Origin of the sequence: Vibrio sp. 1557, from assembly GCF_033340175.1 — a bacterium.
Lineage (GTDB): Bacteria > Pseudomonadota > Gammaproteobacteria > Enterobacterales > Vibrionaceae > Vibrio > Vibrio alginolyticus.
The window spans coordinates 218,797-240,642 of sequence record NZ_JAWOVZ010000003.1 but is presented as its reverse complement, the minus strand read 5'-3'; the positions used below and the strand labels follow the sequence as shown (position 1 = coordinate 240,642).

13 protein-coding genes are annotated in these 21,846 nt (G+C 45.3%); 4 read left to right on the top strand and 9 right to left on the bottom strand.

From position 1 onward, the window contains the following. Positions 1-2: 2 nt before the first annotated feature. Positions 3-449, bottom strand: coding sequence for a helix-turn-helix domain-containing protein (locus R7070_RS06765; protein ID WP_182016030.1), 447 nt, complete (start codon positions 447-449; stop codon positions 3-5). A 537-nt stretch (positions 450-986) separates the two neighbouring features. Beyond that, entirely contained in the window at positions 987-2,183 is a 1,197-nt protein-coding gene (locus R7070_RS06760) for a tetratricopeptide repeat protein (RefSeq protein WP_033906656.1), read from the bottom strand. Positions 2,184-2,729: 546 nt separating this feature from the next. Between R7070_RS06760 and pulA the strand changes: the two genes are divergently transcribed. Continuing rightward, entirely contained in the window at positions 2,730-6,719 is a 3,990-nt protein-coding gene (pulA, locus tag R7070_RS06755) for a pullulanase-type alpha-1,6-glucosidase (protein WP_205391338.1), read from the top strand. A 104-nt stretch (positions 6,720-6,823) separates the two neighbouring features. On the opposite strand, the gene R7070_RS06750 is transcribed toward pulA, so the two are convergent. The 5 genes from R7070_RS06750 to R7070_RS06730 all read right to left on the bottom strand — a co-directional run bounded on the left by R7070_RS06750 (position 6,824) and on the right by R7070_RS06730 (position 13,510). Then, entirely contained in the window at positions 6,824-8,440 is a 1,617-nt protein-coding gene (locus tag R7070_RS06750) for an endonuclease (RefSeq protein WP_318141170.1), read from the bottom strand. A gap of 331 nt (positions 8,441-8,771) precedes the next feature. After that, positions 8,772-10,385, bottom strand: a complete 1,614-nt coding sequence (locus R7070_RS06745; protein ID WP_047102415.1) for an alpha-amylase family glycosyl hydrolase — start codon at positions 10,383-10,385, stop codon at positions 8,772-8,774. 120 nt (positions 10,386-10,505) lie between these two features. Beyond that, positions 10,506-11,012, bottom strand: a complete 507-nt coding sequence (locus tag R7070_RS06740) for a glycosidase (RefSeq protein ID WP_253657550.1) — start codon at positions 11,010-11,012, stop codon at positions 10,506-10,508. Positions 11,013-11,328: 316 nt separating this feature from the next. Further along, positions 11,329-12,138 carry a MalM family protein gene (locus R7070_RS06735; RefSeq protein WP_005374786.1) on the bottom strand — a complete coding sequence of 270 codons (810 nt, stop codon included), beginning with the start codon at positions 12,136-12,138 and terminating at the stop codon, positions 11,329-11,331. A gap of 100 nt (positions 12,139-12,238) precedes the next feature. After that, positions 12,239-13,510, bottom strand: a complete 1,272-nt coding sequence (locus R7070_RS06730) for a maltoporin (protein WP_005374784.1) — start codon at positions 13,508-13,510, stop codon at positions 12,239-12,241. Positions 13,511-13,956: 446 nt separating this feature from the next. Between R7070_RS06730 and glgX the strand changes: the two genes are divergently transcribed. Beyond that, positions 13,957-15,948, top strand: a complete 1,992-nt coding sequence (gene glgX / locus R7070_RS06725) for a glycogen debranching protein GlgX (RefSeq protein ID WP_256900218.1) — start codon at positions 13,957-13,959, stop codon at positions 15,946-15,948. 78 nt (positions 15,949-16,026) lie between these two features. Here glgX and R7070_RS06720 read toward each other — a convergent pair whose 3' ends face one another. Both R7070_RS06720 and R7070_RS06715 read right to left on the bottom strand, forming a co-directional pair. Continuing rightward, on the bottom strand, positions 16,027-17,397 hold the full coding sequence (locus R7070_RS06720; RefSeq protein WP_256900217.1) for an L-serine ammonia-lyase: 1,371 nt from the start codon (positions 17,395-17,397) through the stop codon (positions 16,027-16,029). Between the two features lie 11 nt (positions 17,398-17,408). After that, the gene (locus tag R7070_RS06715) at positions 17,409-18,950 is read right to left on the bottom strand and encodes a sodium:solute symporter (protein ID WP_104980220.1); all 1,542 of its coding nucleotides are present in this window, start codon (positions 18,948-18,950) and stop codon (positions 17,409-17,411) included. 339 nt (positions 18,951-19,289) lie between these two features. Here R7070_RS06715 and R7070_RS06710 point away from each other — a divergent pair, with 339 nt between their 5' ends. Further along, positions 19,290-20,585, top strand: coding sequence for an MFS transporter (locus R7070_RS06710; protein ID WP_017634479.1), 1,296 nt, complete (start codon positions 19,290-19,292; stop codon positions 20,583-20,585). A gap of 101 nt (positions 20,586-20,686) precedes the next feature. After that, on the top strand, positions 20,687-21,703 hold the full coding sequence (locus R7070_RS06705; protein ID WP_005374772.1) for a nuclear transport factor 2 family protein: 1,017 nt from the start codon (positions 20,687-20,689) through the stop codon (positions 21,701-21,703). Positions 21,704-21,846 lie beyond the last annotated feature (143 nt).

Here is a 21,846-nt window from a genome sequence, read left to right as displayed (position 1 = left end):
ATTCAATTAAATAAATGACTATCTAGTTTGACTCCATCATTCGACCATTGCTGATAACGTTTTACAGACATGCCTGACGAGTACATAGTGTGTTTACAATCCATGCACTCGACAAAATACAAGCCACTCATGCCAGCCATAACGTGCAGTCTACGGCTATCGCAACGCTTACAGGACAAGCGTTTTACTTTGGTATTGACGTCAATACGACGAGCAAAGTTTAACGTTTCATGAGAACATAAAGCATCAACAGCACTATCTTTAAATGGATGTTCACTCAACAAGTAATTAATGGCGTAATCATACACCGGGGCGATTGGAGATTTTCCACTTTCAATATTACTTATTTTAGCGACGGAAACACCTAATAAAGAAGCGAACTCAGCCTTACTGTACTCTAATATAAACCTTGAAGAGATAAATTTATCTGCACTAATGATTCTCAACATACACAAATCTCTAATATAAATAAAAACAGAGATAAAAAATTTTCTCTATTTATTATGAAACATGTAATGAAAAAGTTACTTCCTAGTGTAATTCTGCATATTAACTATGCTATTTTATTTTTACGTTATCTTGCGCCTAATTAATCATAAAATCAATAATCGACACCTAAATATAAAAGAACAATTTAAGATTTATAATACATTTTTTAATTTACATTATTAGATAAAGTAATGAGTACTATTCACCTATAAATCGGGGCATCAAGTATTGCACTTCAATCATTATTACTATCAATTAAAAAGGCTTGATCTAAGCCCAATAGCGGAAGTAAATAAAGAGGGAAAAACCTCTTTTTTAAGGTAAACAGATCCCATCTTAGTTAAGTACTAAAAATATGTTGAAAAATCGCATAAATAGTATGCACATCAGTAAAATGACTGCTTAAGTAAGTTTACATTCTGTTGTCGTGACTGATAGAGATACTGGCAAAAGAGCAAAAGAAAAGCCTCAATCTTGAGGCTTCTGGATAAGATAGGTTATGGCTGAAGGAAGTTTTGAGTGAAATCGAGCGCATCTTTAGAGAGTTTTTTTTCGTTGGGCGATGTGCTTGCCTGGTCTTCTGCTGTTACCGTTGTCATCTTAGGCTGAAAATCTAGTGTTGATGTCTCCTCCCAAGCTTCGGAGGCGTCTTTATTCTCATCATTCAACACCGCATTGAGCTCCTCTTCCGCAGGAAAATACGCTTCGCGTTTGTACACTTTGTTAAGGGCTCGAATAATAGAGTGCTTTCTCACCATTCCTGAGGCCAGTTTTCTTTGCAACGGCTTCGCTATGGACTGCAATCCAACGACAACATCAACACCAATATTGGTTGCCACTTCATCACGTAACGTACGCGCAGGTTGGTAGCCCATATTGGCAGCAAGAAACAGCCAAACGTAAGCAATTGCATTACCCGTTTTACCTTTATCCTTCCACGCTTCGCCAGCATGATACATCGCTTTAGCACTGCCACCTTCCGCGGCCCGTTCTAGCCAGTAGCAACCTTTAACCATGCTTTTTTCTGTACCAATGCCATTTAGGTAACATAAGCCGACTTGGATCTTGCCATCCGCACTGTCTTTTTCCGCCGCTTTCATAAACCAGTAAAGCGCATCTGCACTGCGTCCTGCACTATTGTCTGGTGAAAGCTGCCATTCCCCCATATAAATCATGGCATCAATGCAGCCTTCTTCGGCGGCAGTTTCAATCAGTTGGTTACCTTTTGGGATATTTTTTTCAGTTCCTCGACCAAAGACCAAGGCCTTGCCCGTCGAAAATTTCGCTTCGGTATCCCCTTCCATTCCCGCAATTGCGGTACGCCAGAAGTTTGCCTGCTCTTTTAAAATCACATCTTCGCGCATGCGTTCACTTAAGCGAACAATGCCATACATCCCCGTCACATTGTCCAGTTTAGCGGCTTTATCATACCAATACAGCGCTTGACGAATGTTGTCCTTTTCGGCTTCTTTCGCTAGAAATAAAATGGTGGGGATATGCCCGGTTTCTGCTTTGAACTCTCGCTCTTTACGCTCTTGCTCTCGCGCTTTATGCATCGCCTTTCGATAAGCGGCTTCGCGAGCTTTCCTCTCTGCCTCGAGTCTCTGTTTCCGCATCGACAACGAGATCATCCACACAAATATCAGGACGAGTGAAAGGCCAGTTGCCGCAATGGCAATGCCCATACTACTCATAAATAGCCTCTTTTGGTTTCAGGGCCCAATTCAACTCCCTTTCAGGGAAATCTTATGATTACGCGCCGACGTAACGCCGACTACCTTCATTATATAACGACCACTTAGCGAAAATCTGAAGCTTGCGAATACTTAATGGCGGTATTTTACTCAACATCACTGCAACTTATTTTTAAAAGAAAAATATGGCCCTCATTTTTATAGAACTTAATCACGGTTTTGGGGCTGAGATATTCTCATCCCCTATCATCCCCCCTTACTCCTCCCATAAAAATTCACATTTTAATGATGTGCAGAATCTCTCACTATGCGCCTGTTTTATTATTTAATTTGTGAACAAAATCGACTGTGACAGAAAATTTGCACCTGTAAAAAACTTAACAGCCTGCTCTCACATTTTGCTGATGATTCAGTGTATTAGCATCTAATTGAACATTTCCTTTTTTGGCATCTGCCTTTCTAGCGTGTGCAAAACCTTCTTGATGATTGAGTCAGCGAAGGCAGCGCGCAGCTCAATATCAATTCAATAACAATGGATTTGTAAACGTGGACAATAAGACATTTAAATTATCAACAATTGCCAAAACCGTACTGCCTTTGATTTCCGTCGCGGTAATCAGCGGTTGTGGTAGTGATAGCACGAACGAAGATACGACGAACCCTGGCTCAGGCTTGTACCCTGCGGGAGAGAACGAAGTCGTCATTTATTACAAACGTGACGTAGCATCAGCTTCAACAGCAAGCGACTACGAAGGTTGGGGCTTGCACCTATGGAACGGTGAGGGCTGTACCAGCACAGATTTAGACGCAATGGGCATTCCGGGAACAGGAACGGATTGGTCTGCGCCACACCCATTCGATGGCATCAACGACACCTACGGTGCTTACTACGTACTGAAAATAAACCCTGACGCCTCTGACCCACACGAATGCATGAACTTCATTCTGCACAAAGGTGATGAGAAAGCGTTCGGCAGCGCAAACTCAAAAGTAGAGTTGACGAAAATCGGCGAATCGAAAGGTTTGTTTGGCTTCCACGGCAGCAGTGAACTTTACTACGAGCCAATAGAAGAGCGCCCTGTTGATATTGATGGTCAAAAAGCCCATTGGTTAGACGCCAACACCATTGCATGGGAAGCGGCGACCAGTGCGGATTCCATGAAGCTGTTCTACAGCCTTAGCAATGACATCAAAATGGATGAAGATAAGCAAATCTCTGGCGGTACAGCGGTTGAGCTGACAAAAGCTGGTGAGTTGTCTGATGGTCTGAAATCACGCTTCCGTCACCTTGCTAGCCTTCAAGCTGCGGGTATCGATGTCGATGACGCGACCTTGCGTACGATCCTGAAGTCACAAATCGTTATGGTGGCTTACAACGCAAATGGTGACGTCATTTCTGCAACTGAAGTGCAAAAACCGGGTGTTTTGGATGCGGTGTTTGCCGATTCCAAGGCAGGTAACGCGATCGGTCAAGAACTCGGTGCGATTGTGGAAGGCGGTGCCGCAACCTTCAAACTATGGGCACCAACTGCCCAAGATGTTGATCTGATAATCTACGATGAAAACTTAGCAGAAGAAGCGACCGTTGCCATGACGGAAGACCCAGCAACAGGTATCTGGGTTTCTGAGGCACAAAGCAACGTTGTCAACAAATACTATCGCTACCAAGTTAAGGTGTACCACCCTACAACAGGGGTCGTTGAAACGCGTTTGGTAACAGACCCATATTCAATGAGCTTGTCTAAAAACTCGCGATACTCGCAAGTGGTTGATTTAGATGATCCAAGCTTAATGCCTCAAGATTGGAAAAACTACGCACGCCCAACGGTTAAAAAAGACGAAGACCACGTCCTTTACGAGTCACACATTCGTGATTTCAGTTTTAACGACAGTAAAGGCACACCAAGTCTTGATGGCAAATATCTGGCGCTTACAGAACCTGAGCGTGAGTCTGTTTCTCACTTAAAAGCCCTGAAAGATGCTGGCCTAACAACGCTACATATCCTGCCAGCATTTGATATTGCAACCGTGGATGAAGACGCTGACAAGCGAGTCGATATCACCGACACCGTGGGTAAACTTTGTGGCATCAAGCCAGAAGCCTCCATTTGTGAGACCGAAGATGACGGCAAAGTGATTGAAGAGGTATTAAATAGCTACGACCCAACAACGGGCAAAGCACAAGCGTTGATGAACGATCTTCGCATGCTAGACAGCTTCAACTGGGGTTATGACCCTTACCACTACACCGTGCCAGAAGGCAGTTATGCGACCGATCCTAACGGATCTAAGCGTATTCTTGAGTTCCGCGAAATGGTTCAAGCGACGCATAAAATGGATCTGAAACTGGTCATGGACGTCGTGTACAACCACACAAATGCATCTGGTGTGAACGAAAAATCAGTACTGGATAAGATTGTCCCTGGGTACTACCACCGCCTAAACGTCAACACTGGCGGCGTCGAAAACTCAACCTGTTGTGATAACACCGCAACCGAGAACTTGATGATGGGTAAACTAATGGTTGACTCATTGATGGTATGGGCGGATGACTATAAAGTCGATGGTTTCCGTTTTGACCTTATGGGCCACCAGCCGAAAGATGTGATGGTTTACGCACTTGAAAAAGTCCGTGAAATTGACCCGAATACCTTGTTCTACGGCGAAGGTTGGGACTTTGGTGAAGTCGCGCAAAACGCTCGCTTCGATCAGGCGACACAAGTCAACATGGCGGGGACAGAAATCGGTACTTTCTCTGATCGTCTGCGTGACGCAGTTCGTGGCGGAAGCCCGTTTGATGGCGGTGTAGATTCTGAAGGTAAGCACCCACTTCGCTTTAACCAAGGCTTTGGTAACGCCGCTTACCCTAACGAAGAAACCAAAACTGACGCAGAGTCGGTGAATGGTCGTTTACACAACCAAGATCTGGTTCGTCTAGGTATGGCTGGTAACTTGGCTGACTACATCCTTCTTGATTACAAAGGCGAAACCAAGCTGGGTAAGAACGTTGATTACAATGGTGCGCCTGCAGGCTACACAAAAGTGCCATCAGAGAACATCTCTTACGTGTCTAAGCACGACAACCAAACATTGTGGGATAACAACGCCTACAAGATTGCGACAGGCACTTCATCTGCCGAGCGTGCACGTATGCAGTCTGTGTCCCTATCAACGGTGATGCTTGGTCAAGGCATTCCATTCATCCACATGGGTTCTGAGCTATTGCGCTCTAAATCTATGCAGCGCGACTCGTACGATTCTGGTGACTGGTTCAACCGTGTATTCTTCGACGGAAGCGACAATAACTGGAACGTTGGTCTACCACGTGAAGACAAAGACGGTGCAAACTGGGAGTTGATCAAAACCATCGTTGGTGACAGCACGGCGAAACCAGATTCAACCGACATCGAGCTGACTAAGCAACAATTCCTAGAGCTACTAAAAATCCGTAGCACAAGCGAACTGTTCCGCCTAGATACCGCGCAAGAAGTGATGAACCGTGTGGACTTCCGCAACGTAGGGAAAGACCAAGTGGAAGGCTTGATTGTGATGTCTATCGACGATGGTACATCAGCGGGTGCCGATTTGGATTCGAACTACGATGCTGTCGTGGCCGTTGTGAACTCAACATCAACTGAGAAATCTTTCAAAGTTGCTGGCGCAACTGGTTTCGAACTGCATGAAGTTCAACAAAACTCTGCGGATGACATCGTCAAAGGTGCAAGCTTCACCAATGAAACGTTCACAGTACCAGCACTGACAACAGCGGTATTCGTGCAGCCACAAAACGGCGCGCAAGGTGCTGGCCTACCAGTAAACACGGATAACAAAGACGTATCGAGTATTCCTCCTTACGGCGAAACTGTTGTTTACGTGAAAGGCACGATGAACGAGTGGTCTGATAGCAGTGATTGGGCGATGACCTTTATTGGCAACGGTATGTACTCTGTAACTGGCGTTCTTGAAGTTGGTGAACACGAGTTCAAATTCGCGGACTCTGGTTGGGCAAATCCAAACATCGGTTGTGATGCTGCGAATATAGCTTCTGGTTCACTAGAATTAGGTTCAGAAGGTAACTGTAAGCTGTCTGTTGCTGAAACAGGTAAGTACAACTTCACTCTGAACGCGCTGCATGTTCAAGATGAAAGCGTAGAAAAACCGGTCGTGTCAGTGACCAAGTCAGCAGATGCACCAACATTCGGTGAAACAGCACTTTACTTACGTGGCACTATCACTACATGGGATGCTCCAGCACAAGACTCAACAGCGAAGTTCAGCTATGTTGCAAATGACGTTTATTCGCTAGACATTGACCTAGCGGCGGGCAACTACGAGATGAAAGTTGCGAGCGCAGACTGGGCAGCAGACACCAACTTCGGTGGCGAAGGCAGTGTTGAGCTTGGTAAAGCGCTAACGATGGAAGTCGGTGGCGGTAGTGCAAACCTGAAAATTGCGATTGCAGAAGCAGGAAATTACAACTTCCACTTCAACGCGGCTGACAAGTCAGCGCCAATCGTAACCGTCACGAAGAACTAAGTTCTCCAATTTTCACTACATCCGTAAATATAAGGGGGAAGCGTTACGCTTCCCCTTTGTTTTATTGGCGTCACTAAATGGTGGATACCAAAATCAAGAAGGTGTTAGTTTCCCCAAATCTGTTCAACAAACTCAGGGTGATCAATGAATGGGTTGCGGTTGCCTTGAAAATCAAACACTTGTTGATTGCGATTTCGTTCTTTTTCACTAACAGGATCATTTTTGTGCCAACGCTTAAGCATGTTTAACACCCAAGGTTCAAAAACCGTCGAACTTGAACCATCAAGGACAGCATCCGCATTGCTTGAGTTACCTTCCCAATTACCTACAACATTTTCATAACGGGTCGCCATGTAGAAATAAGCACGGGCGAAGTCGCCCTTAAACTCATCAATCGGCTCAAACACCGTACCGGAGTAGCCCAGACTAGTGCTTGCTTGGCCAAGTTTAGAGCCATTACTAGACACGTAGGTCGCGGTGCCCACTTCACCAAATGGCCAATTACTGCGCTTCGCGTTTACATAACCATCAGTCGCAAACAAGTGATGACCGTCTGAGTTCATCGGCTCAACCTTACCGCCAAACCAGCTTTTCGGAAAAGAGTGCTCACGATTGTAGCAATCCCCTTCCGTTTTGTATTGGCCACATTGGTCTGTGACTTTGGTAAAGCTTACTGTATCGCTACCAGATGGCTTTTCAGAATACATATCGAGAATAGAGCCATCATTTTCGTAATAACGATCAATATCGGCATCTTTTACCAAGGTCCAGACCGCAGAATAGCCTCGGCTGGAGTGATTATTGATAATGTTAAACAACGCTGTTTTTAGAGCGTATCCCGTCTTACCAGATGCCGCTTGATAGTAACCATCAACCACTGGTGGGGTCGTCGTTGTGTCACCTAAGTTAAAATCGGTGGTTTCACTTTTCGAGAATTCAGCGCCAGAAGCAAGAGTCTTATCTCCCTCAGTCAGAATGTACGACCCCGCGCCACTGCCACAACAAATGCCGTCACCATACTCGTCTTGAATCGTGAATTGGTAGTTACCGTCAGCTAAGCACATGCTCTTTTCAATGGTGGTTGCTGACTCATATCCCTGACCAAAAAACAGTACTTCGGCTTGGTTGTTTTTTAACGTCCAGCTAGTTTCTGAACCATAGTTTTCGGTTGTGAGAGTCAAGACCACTTGGTGATCACTACAACTTTCTACAGGAGGTTGTGTACTCGTCTCAGTCGGTTGAAAATTATCGACGTAGACAACTTCTGAGCCATCAAAACTGGCTTCATCGTAAAAACGCAAACCGACGTTGATGGTCTTGTTCGAACTCGCTGTGTAGTTGTGCGCGAGCTCTTGCCACTGGTTTATCTGTTGTGGGTTCGAGTAATTGTGATAACCATCAACCACCAGACGTGCTTTTACATTTCCTTCGGTGTGATAAACCGAGACAGAAAACGGATAGGTTTTCCCTTGCTCCACATTAATGGTTTGCAAAAGGTCAGTGTTGCTTTGGGTACCTGTATTCACGACGACTTGAGCAGCCAGGCCGCCCGATTTGATTTGTTCGCTGCTTGGCGACACCGCGATGCCAGCGTCAATCACTGACCACTGCGTAGGTGCATTGCCATTCCACTGTTCAAAGTCACCGTTGATAATTTGGCTATATGCAAACGGAGAGCTAACAGCAGCAAGGAGACAGAGGGAGTTCATTATGGATTTCATTATACTTTTCCATTAGTTATATAAATCCCAAACACGATAAACATATTAGCGGGGCATAAGTAATCCTTCAGTCACATTTTTACGTTGCACAAGTGTTAATTTACTTTTTAATGTGCAGCTTATCTCACAAATATCCATCTGCTGAAAACAAATGCCAATACAAAAAGCGAAGCAACTTGTTGGCTACATCGTCGTAAAACCATTAAGGGAAAAGTAAAACAGACAGAAAAAAGCCAAGTGTGAGCCTATGGGGGTCAGCAACAACACTTGGCTTGTTTATAAGAAAGCTTGTGGTCAGCTCAACTGGTGAGCATCAATTCTGGATAATTCCTTAAGGTTTTACCGCAAAGAATCGTCCTTGTAGTGGCGACATCAGAATCTGATATTGACCATTACTCGGAGTAATTTTTTCATTCGTGAGCAAATCCACCAACTCACCAGTACCAACACTCTCCTGAGTAAGAGTGACGCTTCTAGCGCTCTCTAAGGTATTTAGCGCAAACAAGACTTTGTCCGAACCAGATTGTTTCAAGTCCACATAACTGCCGTTACTCGCAACTAAATTCGTGCGTGACCCTTGATAAAGTGCAGGATGCGCATCGCGCATTGTCATCAGCGATGTCACATAAGATTTGAGATCGGCTTGGTTTGCATCAAGCGTCGCCGTCACGCCTTCAATTTTCGCACTACTGCGCGCAACGTGATCATCGCACAAACCTTGAATGGCGCAGGTGCTGTTGTCTTCTTTTGCGGCAAAACCATCCACTTGATCCCCGATTTCATCACCGTAGTACAACGTGATTGGCCCGGTGTACGCCGCTTGGAAAGCAAACGCGGCTTTATGGCGTAACCAATATTCTGCATCATTCACATCCGCCAAGTTTCCGCGCTGTAACAAGTCACCAAAGCGCACTAAATCATGGTTGCCGATCATCAAATTCGGCTGCGCATGTGTTGGATATTGGTTGTGTGTGCTGTAGCCGTTGTCTAACCAATCCGCACCGCGACCACCCACGCCGCTCTCATTCACGGCCAAAGTTTCAACGATGCGATATCGCATAGGGAAGTCAAACGCAGAGCACAATGCTGGATCGCTGTTCGATCCATACGCCTCATTCGCGATTTCAGACTCCCCTTTCCAAATCTCTGCCACCATATAGCCCAACGGATTCACTTGTTCGCCTTTGCTATTGGTGTACGTCACACTTTGTGAGGCTTCATCGACGGCTTTACGAAGTTGTGTCCAAGCGTCTGTCGGAACTTGATAGGCTTGATCTAAACGCCAGCCGTCAATCTTCAGTTCTTTGATCCAATAGGTTGCCACTTCTTTGTAGAAATCGAGACTGGCTGGGTAATCAACGGGATTGCTCGATCCCGATGGCAACAAACCGGAAGGAGATGGTTTGATCAAACCATCTTTGTGATGACCAAATACACCATCAAAAAACACGTATAAGCCGCGTTTGTGTGCTTCCTCGACCAAGGTTCTCGCCGTTTCTAAATCACCAAAACGTGGATCAATGGTGAAGTAATCCGTTGCAAAGTAGCCCGTGGCATCCAGACGATCGGCCCAGTGTTCTTGGCCCGCTATCGCTTCCGATTCAAAAACTGGCGTCAACCAAATCGCGTTCATCCCTAAATCTTGGATGTAATCGAGTGAATCAATCACTCCTTGCAAATCGCCGTTATGATGGCTGGTGCCATAACCTGTACCGTGACCAATGCTCGCATCACCATCCACAAAACTCTCTACCATGATTTGATAAGTACGAAGTTGGTTACTTTGCGCCATGACATTGGCTTGGCAAGCATAACTGGTATCCGGTAGCGGAGTGCTGCTATTAGTGTCGCCACCACCAGAAGAATTACACGCAGATAAAGCACCAATCACACTTAACGCAAGCAACGATCGAGACAGGCGATGGTTACGTAGGATATTACGCATTTTATTCTCCCTAACTTACTCAAATAAACTACGGAAATTTGAGTAATAAAATTAACCCCGACATGTGTTTCATGCAGGGGTTAATAAATAAAAATAGATTTTAAATAACTGAATGGAATATTATTGGCACTTATTTACCATGACATTAACAGGTTTACCTTTTCCTTCAAACTGAAGACTCCATACATATTTACCATCTTCTTTAATATCAACCGAAGTATCCGTACCATAACCACCAAATGTTAATGGTGTTAATTCACCAACGTTCATTCTATTACCTTTTGCGGTAAATTGTGGGAACCACAACTCGGTCGCGTACTGCATTTTGTAGGAGCCTACTTTTTCTTGAACCACGGCTTGGTAGAAATTATTCCCTTTGTAGGTGTATTGACGCTGAGGCACGTGTTTCCAATCGGAATCCGCAAAAGTACCCACCACAAATAGTGGTTTAGAAATAGGTCCTTTTGCTGTGCTATCTGGGTTGTCACACGCTTTCATGAAAGCAACCACTTCGTCTTGAGACATATTAACAACAGGCTCTGCGGCCGCTTCTGGTTCTGCCGTCGATTGACAACCTACTAAGGCAACAAGTAGGGCAGCAGCAAGAGAGGTCTTCATCATGTTCATTTCACGTAATTCCTTTTTAGTATATCCAAAGCAAAATAAACTCAACGGTTAAAAGAAATATTAATCGTTATTAAAATGGAAATATCAAACGCCAAATAAATATCGTCAGATTGTGAATTTAAATCACTTCGAGAAGTTTGTTTATTTCCTAAGTACACAAAATAAATTAGGAACTGCCATTAATTATTGATCCAACCTATATAAAAAACAAAGTAATAAAAATAATTATGTGAATAAGGTAACTCTATGTAGGGGTATTTTTATTGGTTTATTTTCTATGAAAAAGGTCAGCATTTCGCTGACCTTTTTTATCTGATTATTTTCTATTTACGGCTTTCACAAACACTTGTTGCGCACCTTCGATACCCAGTTCTTTTGCTTCATCAAGCAAAGTGAGCGCTTTCGGAATATCATTCGCTGCGACTGCTGCTTCAATTGAGCTGTAGTAGTAGCTAGTAAGGTCCGTACCTTGGGGAATGTTATCGTTTTTCGCAACAATCTTAGTATTCACAATATCATTCGCGGATACCGAAAAGCGGAACTGACCAAGTGGGCTATGTTTCGCTAGAGGGTCTGCAATATCTGGCGGCTGAGTGTGGCGCGCCATGGCGAAGGCTTTTGCAGGGTGTAAAACTTGTGTACTTCCTTTTAGATCGGCGGAAGTCGTGTAAACCAACACATGCAGATCGTTACCTGTCATGTCTGGAATCACATTGAGATCAAGTACGAATTTATCATTGTCCAACAGTTTTGCTGGTTCGTACTTAAACTTTGAAAAATCTGCTTGGTAAATGGTTTCTCCTGCCGAGTTCATCACTGCGACATTAGGAGCATAAAATTGAAGTTCTTTACTTACGAATGTCTCTAATTTGATATCGAGACTGCCACGGTTACCTGGAAGAGCAAACGCTGCAATAGCGCCAGCACTGTTACCATCCAACAACATTTGGCTTTTATCAGTCAAAGCGAATTCAGTAACCACAGGCACGTTAAGCGGTACCCATTGAATATCACCCGATTGCGTGATCACTTGTTGCTGACCTTTTGGACTCATCTCTACTTGTTCTACAGACGCACAACCAGTAGCCAACATGCCCAGCAGTACGGGAGCAAGCCATTTTTTCATTACTGTCTACCTCGACTCTTTATTGTTTTTTAAATAAATACAGCCAGATAAGTTCTGGCTGTATCATTCTAGGACAATTTAGGACTTAGTGGTTAGATGATTACCACCAAGCTTCAGCTTGTACACCGAACTGGAACGTATCGTCTGAACGACCGTTGTCAAATGTGTTTGAATTGTCTTCTTTGTCAGCCGTTAGGTAAGAAGCGTAAACACGGATTTCAGGACGAGCCCAGAAGCTAGAGCCAGCAGACCATGCTTGAGCAACAGTTAGCTTACCGTATTTGTTTTCTTCGCCGTCGTTATCGTCGATAGCGTAACCAGCTTCGAAGATAGTTTTGTGGTTGTCATCCCATTTGTACATTGGACGAACAACAACAGACATTGTTTCCCACTTGTCTTGGCCAGCCCACATGTCTTCACCAACACCGTACACTAGCTGGTGACCCATTTCCCAGCTGTCGCCCATGCCGATTACACCCCAGTTGATTAGGCGGTAACCAGATGCACCGTTATCAGCTTCTGCGCCGTACCAGCTACCGTCGCCGTAGAATGCCATTGTTTTTGAGTAACCTTCAGTACCGTACTGAAGCACTGTTTTGTTGAAACCAGCGTCTAGACCTTGAGTCAATTCTGCTGTGAACATTACGCCGTTTTTCGCATCTTTAGTGCCGTTTGGCGCAGCGTCAGTTTCGTTAAGAATTGCGTAGTTCAAGCCCATTTCTAGAGAGCCGTTGTCCCATAGAGGAAGACCTGCGTAACGTACGTCTAGAGTGTTTACGTTTGTTGCGCCACCATCGTTGCCTGGGTCAGCGATATCGCCGCGGTCGTTACGAACCCAAGCGAAAGAAACTTTACCAGGACCAGCTTCGATACCTTCAACACCAGCGCCCGCGCCAGAGATGTTCCAGTAGTAGAAGTCAGAGATATGAATGTCGTGACGTTGGTAGTAGCGTTTACCTGCCCAAAGCGTTGCTTCAGGAGCAAAGTTTAGTAGGCCTTTAGCTTGAACGTTGAACTGACGTAGTGCGAATTGTGCATCGTCTACACATTTCACTTCGCCGTTATCCAAACCACAGTTAGCAGAAGTGCTTTCCCAGTCGTTTGAACCGTTAGAAGTCATTGCAACCATAGAGTCTACGTAGAACGTTTTGCCGTTGTTGTTGTAAACTTCTTTACCTAGTTGAATCTCGCCGTAGATATCGCTTTCATTACCTAGACGACCGATCTTGTTCTTTTCGAATGTTAATTGTTGACCACCGTCAGCGTTCACGCCAACGCCAGCACGCATGTAACCGTGGAAATCCACTGCGAATGCAGAACCAGCAGCTAAAGTTGCAGCTACAGCAGCAGCAATTGCACTTACTTTTTTCATTCTTAACTCCATTAAGGGTATTTATAATTCTGTCTTCCCTGCTCACTCTTTTAGGTGAATATAGGCAGTAAAAACACACCTAAAGAAAGAGAGGTAAGATGGGAACGAATCCCCGTTTGTTTCAACAGTTGTGAGATTACCCGAGGCGTACAAGGATGACTTCCTCCGCCCTAAACTAATTTAAGGGGGATGAGAAGGGAGTAGAAAATTTACCGAATGGTGTTTTTTCGAGTCAGATCACCAATCTAGGGAGGAATTAGTAAGTTTGTTCGGTTTTGAGCCGCTACAAAGTGATAGCCATTTCATATTTTTGACTCTAAGCCGTCACATAAAGTAATTAAATTACACGAATATTTTTATATTTAGGGTGGTTGACCTTAGTAAGACAAAGTTTTTAACTTATAGTTTCCTAAAGGTAGCAATAAATATTAAATAAAGTATCTCCGATGACACGACTTCTCTCTCGCCCCTACCCCCTGGGCGCAACATTGAATAAAGAAGGCTGTAACTTCTCTATTCATGCTCCAGGCGTAAAAGACATTCAACTGGCATTGTTTGCAGACGATGGCAGCTACGAGCTTCACGGTTTACCGAATGAATACGCTGGCATACGTCATACTTTTATTCCAGATATTAAGCCGGGGCAAAAATACGGTTACCTTGTCTCCCACAAGGAAGAGCCACTGTTAATTTCTGATCCGTACGCAAAATCAATAGATAAAGCCCTCCACTATCACCCTCCCTACTCTCCAGCCAAAAGTTTCGATATGCCGAAGTGCGTCGTTATCGAAGATGATTTTGACTGGCAAAACACGGATCACCCGCGTATACCCAGAGAAGAGATGGTGTTGTTTGAGACGCACGTCAAAGGGATTACCCAACGCCACCCAGAGGTTGAGGACAAGCTGAGGGGGCGCTATTTAGGTCTTGCATCACCTGAAATGCTGGCCTTTTACGAACAACAAAACATCAACACGCTGCAATTGCTACCTGTCGCAGCATGCATGCATGAGCCTCACCTACTAGAGTTGGAAAAGGTCAATTATTGGGGATACAACCCTTATCTCTTTATGGTGCCCGATCCGCGCTACGCAGAACAAGACGCCGTTACGGAATTAAAAACAACAATTCGCGAATTGCATAAAAACGGCATCGAAGTGATTCTCGACGTGGTTTACAACCACACTGCTGAAGGTGGTGAAGGGCCTACAATCTTCAACCTGAAGGCCCTCGATTCCTGTTTTTACATCAAACATGGCAACCACTTCGCCAATTACACTGGCTGCGGAAATACAGTCGATCTCACCTACCAACCAGCGTTAAACCTTGTGATGGATACATTGCGCTACTGGGTTAGCGAATTTAAAGTCGATGGCTTCCGTTTTGACTTGGCTGCAACGTTAGGTCGACAGGGCGATGATTACAACCCAGAAGCAGCTTTCTTTAAAGCCGTTGCGCAAGACCCAATTTTGCGTGAAACCAAATTGATTGCCGAGCCTTGGGATATTGGTCCAAATGGCTACCAAGTGGGTAACTTTCCATTTGGTTGGAACGAATGTAATGACAAACTGCGTGATATTTCCCGCAGTTTTTGGCGCGGTGATCAAGGCTATTTAAAAGAGTTTGCCACTCGATTAATGGGCTCTCGTGACATTTATAGTGCAGCGAACTGGCCATACAAACTCACCGTAAATTACATCACGTATCACGATGGCTTCACACTGCAAGATTTAGTGTCTTACAAGCACAAACATAACGAAGCCAATGGCGAAGAAAATCGCGACGGTCACGGTGACAATCGTTCAGAAAACTACGGTGTTGAGGGCGAGACAGAAAATCTGATGATCATCGCCACGCGTGAGAAGCAAAAACGCAACCTTATTGCTAGCTTGCTGTTTGCCTTCGGTATCCCACACATTCTCACTGCTGACGTGTTGTCTCACACCCAAGGTGGTAACAATAATGCCTATTGCCAAGACAACGAAACCAGTTGGCTGAACTGGGAAGAGACAGAACGTAAGCAACATTTCAAAGCATGGATGTCACAAATGGTCGCCAACCGAAATCAATACATGGTGCCATTTATCCGAGCTTTCAGTGGCGAAAACCGCAATAACAACCGTATTTTCTGGCGCCGTACAGACGGTCGCTTAATGGAGCACGATGATTGGAACCGTTTAAGCTCTGTCGCACTTCACCTTGGTATCGGTAAAGAAGGGCAAGAGCTGGTCTACCTCATCAACCAAACTAACGCCACAGCGCGCTTTAAGCTCCCCAATGAGCGAAAGCAAGAATGGGTGACGATCTGTGATACAAACGTACGTAATCTCAACCCAGGACATGCTGAAGGCGAAGTCTTGCTGTCACCCACCTCGATGGTGATTTTGCACTATCAACCAAACCAAAGCACACCAAAAGGTGAGCAAACGCATAGCTAAGTTATAAACGCTCCAAAAAAGGAAAGCCGATGCATCTCAGTGCTTCGGCTTTTTTGTTGGTTAGATTTGCCTAACTCATTATTCGCAAGGCGGCGCTAGGTGGATCAAAGCCAATCCACCCAGTGACGTCTCGCGGTATTTCTTGTTCATGTCTTTGCCCGTTTGATACATGGTTTCAATCACCTTATCCAACGAGATCAAACATTTACTATTACGTTTTAATGCCATGCGAGAAGCATTGATCGCTTTCATTGCACCCATTGCATTACGCTCAATACACGGTACTTGCACTAAGCCACCAATCGGGTCACACGTCATGCCTAGTGAGTGCTCCATGGCGATCTCGGCCGCAATACAAATTTGCTCATTGCTGCCACCACGCAGCGCGGTCAAGCCAGCTGCCGCCATGGAAGAAGACACGCCAACTTCGCCCTGACAACCCACTTCGGCACCCGAGATAGACGCATTGGTTTTGTACAAGATGCCAATCGCACCGGAAACAGCAAGAAAGTCTTTAAGCTGTTTAGTATCAAGCTCTTTGATGAAGCGATGGTAGTACATCAATACTGCCGGAATCACACCCGCCGCACCATTAGTTGGTGATGTTACCACTTGTCCACCAGCCGCGTTTTCTTCACTCACAGCAAAAGCAAACAGGTTAATCCAATACATGATTTCCATTGGATCGTTTTCAATCGCTGCATTTGCTTCAAGCTTCTTCAGCAAGTTAGGCGCACGGCGGGTCACGTTCAAGCCGCCATCCAAGATGCCTTCTGTTTCGAAACCACGCTCCATGCAACGCGTCATCACACGCCAGATCTGTTCTGCACGTTGATTGATGGCTTCCATATCCTGAAACGCTTGTTCGTTTTTCAGAATCATGCCGCCAAGGCTCATGCCATTCTTCTCTGCCTGTGCCAACATTTCGTCTGCACTGGAGAATGGAAGCTCAACTTCTACGGGAGCAGTCGCACTGCCATTTTGCAGTTCATCCGCCGTTGCGATGAAACCACCACCGATAGAGTAGTAAGTTTCAAACCCAACCTGATTGCCGTGCGCATCTAACGCAGTAATCGTCATTCCATTCTCATGCAGAGGAAGGTTCTCTTCATGGAACAACATGTCCGTTTTGTAGTTGAATTCGATTTCATGACGGCCATCGACAGACATCATGCCCTCTTCAATCGCCTTGCGCATCGCTTTGTTCGCAGAAGCGATTTTGATGGTATCTGGTTTGTTACCCAACAGACCCAAAATGGTTGCACGGTCAGTATGGTGACCAATCCCCGTTAACGAGAGTGAGCCGTATAAATCGACTTGAATACGAACCACTTTTGCCAAGTTCGATTCAATCAAACGAGTGAAGTGGTAACCCGCGATCATTGGACCATTGGTGTGAGAGCTAGAAGGGCCCACACCAATCTTGTAAATATCAAAGATGGACAGCATAAACTCACCTATTACGACAATGCAGCATAAAGCCAATCAGGGAGAACCATACAAGCAGCGATGGTCGCCACGGCGAACACCAACAGCCCATAATGGCTTGCGGTTGGCTTTGCAAAAAGATGTTTTTGATTATTGATAAAAATTTGTTGCTCGGCAGTCACAGCGCCCCAACGACGGCTCACTAACACACCAAACAAAAGGAAGACGAACGTACCAATTGGCGCGAACCACGGCCAAGCCACGTCGAGATACATTGCAGTAAACACCGCAATCACACTCATGATACTGCCAACGATCACGCCTTTCTCATTGGCTTTCGCCCAGAATAAACCAAGCACGAATGAACCCAGACGGATACCAACAAAGATAGAAGTCAGACTAGCGATGGTTTTGAGTACCGATTCATTCGATACAGCCAGAAGAGCTGGCACTACCACCATAGCCGCAGCGAGCAAACTCATCTTTCTTGCGACTTTTTCGTAGTGCTCATCATCGGCACTTTTGCGAACGAAACGCTTGTAGATATCGAACGTTGCGACGGTCGCCATTGAGTTGTAGGTCGAGTCCAGCGTCGACATTGCGGCCGCCGCCAATGCGGAAATGATCAAACCAACCACAATAGGGTTAGTGTGGTTGAATACAAAATCCAAAATCACTTCATTGCTGTTTTCAAACGATTGCTCTTGATAGAAAACACTCAAAAGAACACCGAGTACCGCGAAGAACAAGTACACGAAAAACGCACCGTAACCACACAACAGCATCGACTTCTGCGCCGTCTTTTCACATCTCGTCGCTAACGTGCGTTGGATGATCAATTGGTTGGTGCCGTACACACTCAAATGCAAAAAGCTCACGGCAACCACGCCAGCCCAGAGTGTGGTATCCACGCCCAAATCAAAGTCTAAGTTGATGATATTCAGGTGATCACGAGAAAGGTAATCTGCCGCATTAATCTCTGTCATTAGAATGGCAAAGATAGCGATGCTGCCTGCTACCAATACTGCAGATTGCAACATATCGGTCCAGATAACCGTGGAAATTCCGCCCGCATAGGTATAGCAAGCGGTGAAAATACTGATGTAGATAATGGCTTCAGAAATACTGATAGGCAGAACTTGCACTAAGATCAGCGCCACGGCATACAGAATCACACCCGCAGATATACATTGAACCACAATGAACACAATCGAGTTGATGGTTCTTGCATACACCCCAAAGCGGTGCTCAAGATATTCATAAATCGAAGTCAGACCCAGCTTATAAAAGACAGGCACAAAGAAAATAACAGTGAAAAAGATAACGATGGGATAGTTAAGGTGAATACTCATCGCTTCCATGCCAGAGCTATAAACCCAACCAGGCATCCCTACAAACGTCATCGCACTAATGTAAGTCGCAAGTATCGAAACACCTGCCGTAAACCAGCCAAATTGCTTTCCACCCGTGGAAAAGTCGCCACCATTGCTGTAGCGCTTATTCACTAAATAGCTGATTAATATGGTGATTAACACGTATAACGCAATCACCACAAAACTTGAGTACGTAACCATTTCAGGGTTTCCATAATTCTGGGTGCTAATTATTTGTGCTTGGATATTACTTTAAAAAAGCATATCTAAACGATAATCCCGCCATAACTGTGACTATAATCACCAATATAGACGGTTATATATTCAAAAATGCCAAAAAGACCGATTTAATGAGACTCCCATCACTAAAAACCACTAATTGGGTACGCATTCATTTTAAAATTGATATTGATCACGGATCTAATGACCTTAAAAAAACTATGATTCACCACGACACGAAATCGAAGATGATCCCAATAAGATCGTGTTCTTTAAGTTTGAATAGCAACAAATCCTAAGTGAAATAGAGGTTTATCGGTCATGAATGCCAAAAGACACATGAGCGAAGTTCCTATGATTCAAAGGGTAGCTGCCTATCTAGCGATACTGGTTGGTTACTTTTTCTATTGTTATAACTTTGTAATTATTGACTACGTACGCCCATACATCGTTGAAGCGTATGATGGTATTAGCCTGTCAGACACTGCCCAGTTCTATACATGGCAGTCGGTTGGTGCACTTATCGGTGCATTGAGCTGTGCTTGGTTCGCAACAAAATTTGGTAAGAAATCCACTCTTATTACCATCACAGCCCTAAACGGTGGCGCAACGATCATCAATATGATGTTCACCGACTACACAACATGGGCAGCAATGCGTTTCATCATTGGTTTGTCACTGGGTGGTTACTTCACCGTGGCAGTAAGCTTGATGATCGGCCTATTTACGCCAACGGTACGTGGTAAGTTGACGGCATTCGCGTCTTCTATGTTCTCTGTAGCACTGATGGTAATGGGTGCGTATGCAGCATTTATTGCAAGCATCGATGCACCATGGGAAAGCCTAATGCTTGTTGGTGGTATCCCACCATTGGCAGCCGCTGTGGTCATGATCTTTGTACTACCTAGCGACAGCAAAGTAATTGCTTACGGTGAAGAAGAGCAAGCAAAGGCAGAAGAATCAAATGCACCAGCGAAAAAAGGCTCTTGGGGCGAAATGTTAAGTAAGCCTTACCGTAAGATCACTCTAACGTGTCTATTGCTGGCTGGCCTTAACTTCTACGGTTTCCAATTCTTTGGTGGCTTCGTAACCACTTACCTACGTGATGTGCGTATGTTCGACGGTGCAACCATCGGTCTCATCTTCTCTATCTCAGCGTTTGGTTCACTGTTTGGTGCGTGGTTCTGGGGTTGGGTAGCTGACAAATTCGGTCGTAAGGTGAACGCATTTGGCTTCATCCTAGCGGGCATCATGGTTTCAATCTTCTTTGTTGCACCTGGCGACATGGTGATTGGCGGCCTAAACATGCTGGCTCTACTTGGTCTGATTTACAACTTCGGTCTGTCTTCTTCTGCGGTATGGGGTGGTTACTTCTCAGAACTGTTCCCAGCACACCTACGTAGCTACGGCGCGGCGCTATTCCACGGCGGTCGTATCCTCGGTATGTGGGCACCAATGGTACTTATCTTCATCCAAGAACGTACCGACCTACAAACCGCAATGTGGGGTTCACCAATCGTATGGATCCTTGCTGGTCTTCTATGGCTATCACTGCCAGAGACACTAAAAGGCGGCGTGTTCGATAAGAGCAAAAAAGCCGAAGCAGCAAAAGCGTAACTGAATTTCAAAAACTCCGGCTGGCTCCCCGGCCGGATGAAAAAACTTAATTTCGAGTCCTGTTCCCAAAGCCGACTCGACAGCAAATAAGAGAGTTTATTATGTCTAAATATCAAGAAGCGAAACGCGTTGTACGTGAATACTTCAGCGCAATGGAAAACGCAACTCACGAGAACGTGGCAGAAGTACTAAAAGCACACACTTCAGAAGATTACCTATGGCGTGGTGTTTACCCATTCCGTGAGCAACAAGGCGCTCAAGCAGCGGCTGACGTTTTCTGGGCTCCTTTGATGAAATCAATGACTCGCATGCAGCGTCGTCAAGACATCTTCATCGGTGGTGAGAACGAAGTAACATCAGGTGAAATCTGGGTAATGAGCATGGGTCACTTCATGGGTCTATTCGACGCTGAATACCTAGGCATGCGCCCAACTGGCAAAATCATGAACATCCGTTACGCAGAATTTAACTGTGTTGAAAACGGCAAGATCACTAAGACTGGCCTATTCCTAGACCTTCTAGGCGCGATGGACCAAGCGGGTTGTTACCCACTACCACCATCAACAGGTAAGCACTTCGTATACCCTGGTCCTCGTAACCACGACGGTCTACTGTTCGAAGACGCAGCACCAGAAGAAGGCGTAGCAACACTAGCACTAGTGAACAAGATGGTTGATGACCTATCTGCACTAAACGACAGTGGCGCTATGGGTTGCCCACCAGAAGTTCTTGAGAAGAGCTGGTCTAAAGACATGATCTGGTACGGTCCATGTGGTATCGGTGCGTCTTACACAATTCCTCGTTACCAACAGCAGCACCAATTGCCGTTCCGTAACAACCTAAAAGACAAGAAGTTTAACGGCCACGTATGTCGTTTCGCAGAAGGTAACTTCTCTTGTTTCTTCGGCTGGCCAAACCTATCTAACACGCCAATCGGTGGTTTCCTAGGTATGACAGGTGGTGAAGTACGTGCAGACATGCAAGTGGTTGACGTTTACTACCGTGACGGCGACAAGCTATCTGAGAACTGGGTACTGATCGACCTTCCTTACTGGCTAAAACAGCAAGGTCTAGACGTGTTCGAGCGTACTCAACAGATCCTAAACCCTTCTCTATAAGAAGTCCTAGGGGCGGATTGTCAACCCGCCTTTATGTTGCCTGAATCCCCTCTCGGTTCAGGTGACATGCTCCCAACTCGTGCCTCAAGGATGGGGCACAACCTCAAGATAGAACCCTTATTCACAACGGGCATGAACGCACG